Source organism: Microvirga sp. P4_A5 (genome assembly GCF_056402495.1).
Genome location: NZ_JBFUHH010000047.1, coordinates 22,805 through 30,657, shown reverse-complemented (window position 1 = coordinate 30,657; position 7,853 = coordinate 22,805). Strand labels below are relative to the sequence as shown.

Sequence of the window (7,853 nt, the reverse complement as noted above, 5' to 3'; positions counted from 1 at the left end):
GGTCTCCATCGACGAGGCCTTTCTCGACCTGTCGGGGACCGAACGCCTGCATCACGGCAGCCCGGCGGTGACGCTCGCCCGCTTCGCGCGCCGGGTGGAGGAGCAGGTCGGCATCACCGTCTCGGTGGGCCTGTCCTACAACAAGTTCCTGGCCAAGATCGCGTCAGATTTCGAAAAGCCCCGCGGCTTTGCCATCATCGGGCGCGCGGAAGCGGCGGATTTTCTGGCTGACAAGCCCGTGTCGATGATCCCGGGTATCGGAGCCGCCGCGCAGGCGCGGCTTGCGAAGGCCGGCATCACGCGGATCGGGCACTTGCGGGACGGCTCGCTGCGCGCACTCTACGAGGCGCTGGGACGTGACTCGCAGAGGCTCGCCAAACTCGCCTGGGGTCAGGACGAGCGGCGGGTGACCCCGGAGCGGGAGACGAAAAGCGTCTCGGCGGAGACGACCTTCGATACGGATCTGCGGGCCTTCGACGACCTCGAGCCGATTCTGTGGCGGCTTGCCGAGAAGGTGTCCCGCCGCCTCAAGGCCGCGGACCTCGCGGGGCGGAGCATCACGCTGAAACTGAAGGATTCGGAGTTCCGCATCCTGACCCGCAGCCGCTCGGGTCTTCCCGCGACGCAACTGGCAATCCGCCTCTTCGAACCCGCCCGGCACCTGCTGAAAGCCGCCTGCGACGGCACCGCCTTCCGCCTGATCGGCATCGGCGCGGCGGACCTTTGCGATGCCGCCGAGGCGGATTTAGGGGATCTCGCGGATCAGAGCGTGGTGAAACAGGCCCACATGGAATCGGCCATCGACAGGATTCGCGAGAAGTTCGGCGTCGATGCCCTGCAAAAGGGCATCGCGTTGCGCAAGCCTCAGCGCTGACAGGCTGTCGACGGTTGAATCTGGAGCGCCTGAAGGTCGCCCTTCAGGACGAAATCGCCGTAATCGAGTCGCAGCGCCCGGCTGACCCCGTTCTCATAGAGTTCGAACGACACCGTGTAGGCGGGCGTGCGATCGGCGGAGCCGTCCGTGAAATAGCTGATGGTGACCGGCCAGCGGGCGATGTTCTGCAAGTCCGCCTGACGGCTCGCCTCGTCCAGATTGCCGCCGGTCCCGGCCTCGATCCTGCGCCCGATCACGCCGAGCGTGTCGTAGATCTTCTTGCCGTCATCCGAGCCGTCATAGACCTTCACCGCGACGGTGGTCTGGCCCTGCCGGGCGGCCTCGATGACCCGCTTGAGATGCTCGGTCGGGAAGACCGGCTGCCCGGCCGCCGAGAACCCGGCGTTCCGTGGCTGCTTGAAACGCACATCGAGGCTCCCGTCCGGCTTCAGCCGCGCGTCGCCGTCGACCCCGCTCGCTCCCGCCGATCCGCTGGTCGAGGTGGTCTTGAACCGCATCGTCAGCCCGTCGCCGGCCTCGAAGGTGGCGGTCTGCGTATCGACCGTGCGGGCCCCGGATTCGTTGCTGTTGAGCACGGTGACCTGGCGGTAATTCAAGGTGTACCCGTCACAGGCATCGCCGCCGAAATCCATCGCGATGCGACCCCGTGCGCTGTCAAGACCGCGCGAGCCCTGGGAGCGCAGAAGCGAAAGGTCGTAGACCGCCCGGTGCGGCACGAGGTGAATGCCCGGCTTTGACGGCTGGGCCGCGGATGGCGCGATGCCGGCGACGATCAGAGCGGACGCGATGACGAGAGAGCGCATGCATTCTCCATTTTCTGAAAGCCAGAATAGGAGTCTACGGCCCTGTCCGCAACGCTGCAGCTTGCTCCCTCGCCTCTCCCCCTTGCGTCCCCTTGGCGCATCCGCCACAAGGTTGCGGGATCAACGGTAAGACCGAGGCTTCACATGAGCGCTGTCGACAAAAAACTTCAGGAACTGGGAATCACGCTGCCGACGCCCGCGGCGCCCGTGGCCAATTACGTGCCGTTCGTGCGGACCGGCAACCTCATCGTCATTTCGGGCCAGCTCTGCCTGGGGGCCGACGGCAAGCTCGCGGACGCTCACAAGGGCAAGCTCGGGGCCGAGGTTTCGCCCCAGGACGGCAGCGAGGCGGCGCGCCTGTGCGCCATCAACCTGCTGGCCCAGTTGCGGGCCGCTGTCGGCGACCTCGACCGGGTCGTGCGCTGCGTCCGCCTCGGCGGCTTCATCAACGCAACCCCGACCTTCGCGGCCCTGGCGCCCGTGATGAACGGCGCATCCGACCTCATGGTCGCCGTCCTCGGCGACAAGGGTCGCCACGCCCGCTCCACGGTCGGCGTCGCCGAACTGCCCCTCGATGTCTGCGTCGAGGTCGAAGGGATGTTTGAAGTCCAATGAGCACGCCGAGCTGGCTCGTCGCGAAGCCCATCGCCCATCGCGGCCTTCACAATAAAGCGCAAGGCATCATCGAGAACACGCTGGCGGCCGCGGAGGCCGCGATCGTTCATGGTTTTCCGATCGAATGCGACGTTCAGCTGACAGCCGACGGTGAAGCGATCGTCTTCCACGATTTCGACCTCGCGCGGCTCACCGATGCGGACGGTCTCGTTGTCGACCGCAAACTCGCGGACCTCACGAACATCGCGATCTCCGGCTCCACCAAGGGCGACAGGATCCCGTCGCTCCAGGGCTTCCTGAGCCAGATCGCCAAGCGCGTGCCGCTCGTCATCGAGATCAAGAGCAAGTTCGACGGCGACCTGCGGCTCACCCGGCGGGTCTGCGAAATCCTCGCGGATTATCACGGCCCCTTCGTCGTCAAGTCCTTCGACCCCGTGATCGTCGAGGCGCTCCGCACGCTTGCGCCGCATGTGACGCGCGGAATCATCGGAGAGCTCCATTACGCGTCGAAGACCGACAGCATCCTGCGCCCCGAACTCAAGCATCGCCTGGCGAATTTGCTGCATTTCAACGAATCGCAGCCACAATTCGTGTCGTGGAAGGTCCACGACTTGCCCTGCGCCGGGCCGTTCCTGTGCAAGGTCCTCGGCAATCTTCCGGTGATGACCTGGACGATACGGAACCCGGAAGAGCGGGCGCGGGCGGAAAAGCACGCCGACCAGATGGTGTTCGAAGGCTTCATGCCATAGGGGCGCATTCTCGACCCACTCTCCTCCCCCTTGTGGGGAGGAGTTGGAGGTGGGGGTGGATCGACCGGGCGAATTGCAGGTCGGACGGGCGCTTCATTGAGCGTGGCGAGCTTGAAACCGCCGCGCCTGACATTCTGACCCCCACCCTTGATCCGCTGACCGCCTCGCCGCATTGCCAGCGCCTCGACGCGCCCCTAACTTTAGCGGACAACGGCGAGATTCCGCTTTCACGTGACGCTTCTGCTGAAAATGACTCAAGGGCTGGGACCGGTTTCGGCCGGGGCCTGGGATTCCTGCGCGTTATCGGGCGGCGACCCCGCCGGCGACGCGGACCCGCATAATCCGTTCGTGTCCCACGCCTTCCTGTCCGCTCTGGAAGATTCAGGGTGCGTCGGGAAGAAGACGGGTTGGGCGCCGCTCCATGTGCTGGTGGAAGACGAGGGCGGCCGCTTGCTCGGCGCCRCGCCCTGCTACCTCAAATCTCATTCCATGGGCGAGTACGTGTTCGACCATTCATGGGCCGATGCCTATCAGCGCGCGGGTGGGCGCTATTATCCCAAGCTGCAGGTGGCGGTGCCGTTTACGCCCGCGACCGGCCCGCGGCTTCTCGTGCCGCAGGGGCCCCGCGCCGGGGAAATCCGCCGGCAATTGATCGCCGGCCTGCGGGCGGTCAGGCAGCAGACGAACGCTTCTTCCATCCACGCGACCTTCCTGGAAGAAACCGACCTTGAGGCCTTTACCGAACAGGGCTTCCTTCGACGCGACGACCAGCAATTCCATTGGTTCAACGACGGATACGAGACGTTCGAGGATTTTCTTGCCGCCCTCTCGTCGCGCAAGCGCAAGATCATCCGTCGCGAGCGGCGCGACGCGCTGAGGAACGGCATCTCCATCGAATGGCTGACGGGATCGCAGCTCACGCAAGCGCATTGGGATGCGTTTTTCGCGTTTTACATGGATACCGGCTCGCGCAAATGGGGACGCCCCTATCTCAACCGGGCGTTCTTCTCGCTGATCGGCGAACGCATGGCGGACCGGGTGCTGCTGGTGATGGCGAAGCGCTCCGGACGCTACATCGCGGGCGCCATCAACTTCATCGGCGACCGCAGGCTCTACGGGCGCAATTGGGGTTGCGTCGAGGACCATCCGTTCCTGCATTTCGAGGTCTGCTATTATCAGGCGATGGAATTCGCCATCCGCCACAAGCTCGATCGCGTCGAGGCCGGCGCGCAGGGCGAGCACAAGCTGGCGCGAGGCTACAAGCCCGTCATCACCTCGTCAGCGCACGACCTCGCCGATCCCGGCCTCAAGCACGCGGTGAGCGATTATCTCGAGCAGGAACGGCGCTACGTTCGCGAAGCCGCGGAGGAATTGTCGTCGGCCACGCCGTTTCGGCGGGATGAGGAATAGATCCCCGCGCAGTCATGGCCGGGCTTGCCCCCGCCACCCACGATTTTTGGCGGCGGAGCAAGAAGAGGCGTGGCTACCCGGGACAAGCGCGCGCATGAGCTGCGGAGTTCGAACGTCCGATGCGGCAGATCCCGCAAGCACCTCTCAGAGGTTCTGAGAAATCGTCGTCAAACCGTTGAAGATGGCCGAGAATGACGTGCCGACGGCGGCCAGCATGCCCTCTACCAGCCAGTAGCTGCCGATGACGATGACGGGGACGAGGACCCAGCCCAGGACCTCCTCGAACCAGACGCGCCGACGACGCCGGTTCCGGCGCTGTTCGCGCCAGGACGGCTTCGCCGGAACGATGGCGGGGGCGGCCTCGAGAGGGCCTTCGTGCAATTCAGTCGTCATGCCTTGACCAGCGGAACCTTGGGAACGGTGCGGATGCCTCCGCCGCTATTACCACCCGAACCCTTCGGCTTCACGGCTTTTTTTGGCTTGCTCGGCGCGGAGGATTTCGCCCGCGGCTTGCGCTTTGCGGCGACCTTCTCCGGTTTCGGCTTCACCGGCCCCTCGGGATATTCGAATCCGAGCGACTTCAGCCCGATATCGTCGGTCTTCACCACCACCTTGACGGCGCCGCCGTTCTTGAGACGACCGAACAGGACGTCTTCGGCAAGCTGGGTCTTGATGCTGATCTGGATGAGCCGCGCCATCGGGCGGGCGCCCATGGCCTCGTCGTAGCCGTGCTCGACCAGCCATTCCCGCGCCTCCTCCGTCAACTCGATGGAGACGTTGCGGTCGGCCAGCTGCAATTCGAGCTGCATGACGAACTTGTCGACGACCTTCTGCACCACTTCCTTCGGCAGATGGCCGAACGAAATGATGGCGTCGAGCCGGTTGCGGAATTCCGGTGCGAACAGCTTGTTGACCGCCTCGGTGTCGTCGCCTTCCCGCTTCGAACGCGTGAAGCCGTAGGCCGGGCGGGCCAGGTCGGCGGCGCCCGCATTGGTGGTCATGATGATGATCACGTTGCGGAAGTCGACCTGCTTGCCGTTGTGGTCCGTCAGCTTCCCGTGGTCCATGATCTGGAGCAGGATGTTGAACAGGTCCGGATGCGCCTTCTCGATCTCGTCGAGCAGCAGCACGCAATGCGGATGCTGGTCGATGCCGTCGGTGAGCAGGCCGCCCTGGTCGAAGCCCACATAGCCGGGAGGCGCGCCGATGAGGCGGCTGACCGTATGGCGCTCCATGTATTCGGACATGTCGAAACGCAGCAATTCGACGCCGAGCGACACCGCCAATTGCTTCGCGACCTCGGTCTTGCCGACGCCGGTCGGGCCCGCGAACAGGTATGAACCGATCGGCTTCTCGGCATCGCGCAAGCCGGCGCGGGCGAGCTTGATCGCCGATGCGAGGGCGTCGATCGCCTTGTCCTGACCGTAGACCACCCGCTTGAGGGTTTCCTGCAGATGCGCCAGAACCTCCGCGTCGTCCTTCGACACGGTCTTGGGCGGAATCCGCGCCATCGTAGCGATGGTCGCCTCGATCTCCTTGATGCCGATGGTCTTCTTGCGGCGGTTTTCCGGCAGCAGCATCTGCGACGCGCCAGTCTCGTCGATCACGTCGATCGCCTTGTCGGGCAGCTTGCGGTCGTTGATGTAGCGTGCCGACAATTCGACCGCGGCCTTCACGGCCTCGTTGGTGTAGCGGAGTTTATGGAACTCCTCGAAATAGGGCTTCAGCCCTTTCACGATCTCGATCGTATCCGGCACCGACGGCTCGTTGACGTCGATCTTCTGGAACCGCCGCACGAGCGCGCGGTCCTTTTCGAAATACTGGCGGTATTCCTTGTAGGTCGTCGAGCCGATGCAGCGCAGCGTGCCGGAGGCCAGCGCGGGCTTGAGCAGGTTCGACGCGTCCATGGCGCCGCCCGAGGTCGCACCGGCGCCGATCACCGTGTGGATCTCGTCGATGAACATGATGGCGTTGGGATGCGCCTCGATTTCCTTCATCACCTGCTTGAGGCGCTCCTCGAAATCGCCGCGATAGCGCGTTCCGGCGAGCAGCGTGCCCATGTCGAGGGCAAACACCGTCGCGTCGCGCAGCACCTCCGGCACCTCGCCCTTGATGATCTTGCGGGCGAGGCCCTCCGCGATGGCGGTCTTGCCGACGCCGGGATCGCCGACGAGGAGCGGGTTGTTCTTCTGGCGGCGGCACAGGACCTGGATCGTGCGCTGCACTTCCATCTCGCGGCCGATCAACGGATCGATCTTGCCGTCCTTCGCCTTCTTGTTGAGGTTGACGCAGTAACTATCGAGCGCATCGCCCTTTTTCTTCGGACGCACCTCGGCCTCTTCGGAGGCGGGACGCTCATTGCTCTCTTCCTCGGCGCCGCGCGGGGCGCGCCCTTCGGAAAGGCCGGGACGCTTGGCGATGCCGTGGCTGATGTAGTTGACCGCGTCGTAGCGGGTCATGTCCTGCTCCTGCAGGAAATAGGCCGCATGACTCTCGCGCTCGGCGAAGATCGCCACCAGAACGTTGGCGCCCGTCACTTCGTCACGCCCCGAGGATTGCACGTGGATGACCGCCCGCTGGATGACCCGCTGGAATCCCGCCGTGGGTTTGGAATCCTGCCGTCCGTCCGACACCAGGTTGGCAAGCTCGCTGTCGACATATTCGACGAGGTTGCGCCGCAGGAGGTCGACATCGACGTTGCAGGCGCGCATCACCGCGGCGGCGTCCTGGTCGTCAACCAGCGCGAGCAGAAGATGCTCCAGAGTCGCGTATTCGTGACGCCGCTCCCCTGCGATCGCAAGGGCGCGGTGGAGGGCTTGTTCCAGACTGCGAGAAAAGCTCGGCAACGGCTTGTCCTTAATGAGACGACGTCTCGGCTAATTCTTTTCCATTACACATTGCAGCGGATGCTGGTGCTTGCGGGCGAAGTCCATCACCTGCGTCACTTTCGTTTCCGCCACCTCGTAAGTAAATACTCCACATTCCCCGACACCGTTCTGGTGAACGTGGAGCATGATGCGCGTTGCGCCTTCGCGGTCCTTGTTGAAGAACTTTTCCAGCACGTGCACCACGAACTCCATCGGGGTGTAATCGTCGTTTAACAGCAGAACACGGTAGAGATTGGGCCGTTTCGTGCGCGTCTTGGTTTTGGTGACGATCGCCGTTCCGGACCGACCGCCATCGTCGCCCCCGCCGGACGACTGCCCGCCGGCGCCCCTCAAGGGCTTGCAATCGCCTCCGCCGGAAATGCCCTGACTTGCCAACAGCATCATGTTTCGACCGACCCTTTGCATATGGCTTGCCGCGCGCCCCCATCGCGACCCCGTCGCTTATGCAAATGTATAGTCGCTCCACCTGCTTCGCTAGATCAACAAGGTGGGA

8 protein-coding genes are annotated in these 7,853 nt (G+C 64.3%); 4 read left to right on the top strand and 4 right to left on the bottom strand.

What is annotated here, in order from left to right:
* The coding region (locus AC1DVM_RS13695; RefSeq protein ID WP_477254977.1) for a DNA polymerase IV at positions 1–874 on the top strand (874 nt) is incomplete at its 5' end.
* On the opposite strand, the gene AC1DVM_RS13690 is transcribed toward AC1DVM_RS13695, so the two are convergent.
* Positions 865–1,698 carry a cell envelope integrity EipB family protein gene (locus AC1DVM_RS13690; RefSeq protein ID WP_477254976.1) on the bottom strand — a complete coding sequence of 278 codons (834 nt, stop codon included), beginning with the start codon at positions 1,696–1,698 and terminating at the stop codon, positions 865–867. The genes AC1DVM_RS13695 and AC1DVM_RS13690 overlap by 10 nt on opposite strands.
* A 144-nt stretch (positions 1,699–1,842) precedes the next feature.
* Between AC1DVM_RS13690 and AC1DVM_RS13685 the strand changes: the two genes are divergently transcribed.
* The 3 genes from AC1DVM_RS13685 (at position 1,843) to AC1DVM_RS13675 (ending at position 4,472) form a co-directional block, all read left to right on the top strand.
* Positions 1,843–2,313, top strand: coding sequence for a RidA family protein (locus AC1DVM_RS13685; protein ID WP_477254975.1), 471 nt, complete (start codon positions 1,843–1,845; stop codon positions 2,311–2,313).
* Positions 2,310–3,062 (top strand): glycerophosphodiester phosphodiesterase family protein, encoded by a 753-nt coding sequence (locus AC1DVM_RS13680; RefSeq protein ID WP_477254974.1) that lies wholly within the window; start codon positions 2,310–2,312, stop codon positions 3,060–3,062. Before AC1DVM_RS13685 ends, AC1DVM_RS13680 begins: the two co-directional genes overlap by 4 nt.
* A 249-nt stretch (positions 3,063–3,311) precedes the next feature.
* Positions 3,312–4,472: a GNAT family N-acetyltransferase gene (locus AC1DVM_RS13675; RefSeq protein WP_477254980.1), complete on the top strand. Its 1,161-nt coding sequence runs from the start codon at positions 3,312–3,314 to the stop codon at positions 4,470–4,472.
* Positions 4,473–4,616: 144 nt separating this feature from the next.
* On the opposite strand, the gene AC1DVM_RS13670 is transcribed toward AC1DVM_RS13675, so the two are convergent.
* Genes AC1DVM_RS13670 through clpS form a run of 3 tightly spaced genes read right to left on the bottom strand, consistent with a single transcriptional unit; the run spans position 4,617 to position 7,741 of the window.
* Positions 4,617–4,865 carry a hypothetical protein gene (locus tag AC1DVM_RS13670; protein ID WP_477254973.1) on the bottom strand — a complete coding sequence of 83 codons (249 nt, stop codon included), beginning with the start codon at positions 4,863–4,865 and terminating at the stop codon, positions 4,617–4,619.
* Positions 4,862–7,318: an ATP-dependent Clp protease ATP-binding subunit ClpA gene (gene clpA, locus AC1DVM_RS13665; protein ID WP_477254972.1), complete on the bottom strand. Its 2,457-nt coding sequence runs from the start codon at positions 7,316–7,318 to the stop codon at positions 4,862–4,864. Before clpA ends, AC1DVM_RS13670 begins: the two co-directional genes overlap by 4 nt.
* 30 nt (positions 7,319–7,348) lie before the next feature.
* Positions 7,349–7,741: an ATP-dependent Clp protease adapter ClpS gene (clpS, locus tag AC1DVM_RS13660; RefSeq protein WP_477254971.1), complete on the bottom strand. Its 393-nt coding sequence runs from the start codon at positions 7,739–7,741 to the stop codon at positions 7,349–7,351.
* Positions 7,742–7,853 lie beyond the last annotated feature (112 nt).

Bases quoted from the DNA above. Each gene is read 5' to 3' on its own strand.
- clpS (WP_477254971.1), bottom strand. From the start codon at position 7,741: ATGCTGTTGGCAAGTCAGGGCATTTCCGGCGGAGGCGATTGCAAGCCC.
- AC1DVM_RS13680 (WP_477254974.1), top strand. From the start codon at position 2,310: ATGAGCACGCCGAGCTGGCTCGTCGCGAAGCCCATCGCCCATCGCGGC.
- AC1DVM_RS13685 (WP_477254975.1), top strand. From the start codon at position 1,843: ATGAGCGCTGTCGACAAAAAACTTCAGGAACTGGGAATCACGCTGCCG.
- AC1DVM_RS13670 (WP_477254973.1), bottom strand. From the start codon at position 4,865: ATGACGACTGAATTGCACGAAGGCCCTCTCGAGGCCGCCCCCGCCATC.
- AC1DVM_RS13690 (WP_477254976.1), bottom strand. From the start codon at position 1,698: ATGCGCTCTCTCGTCATCGCGTCCGCTCTGATCGTCGCCGGCATCGCG.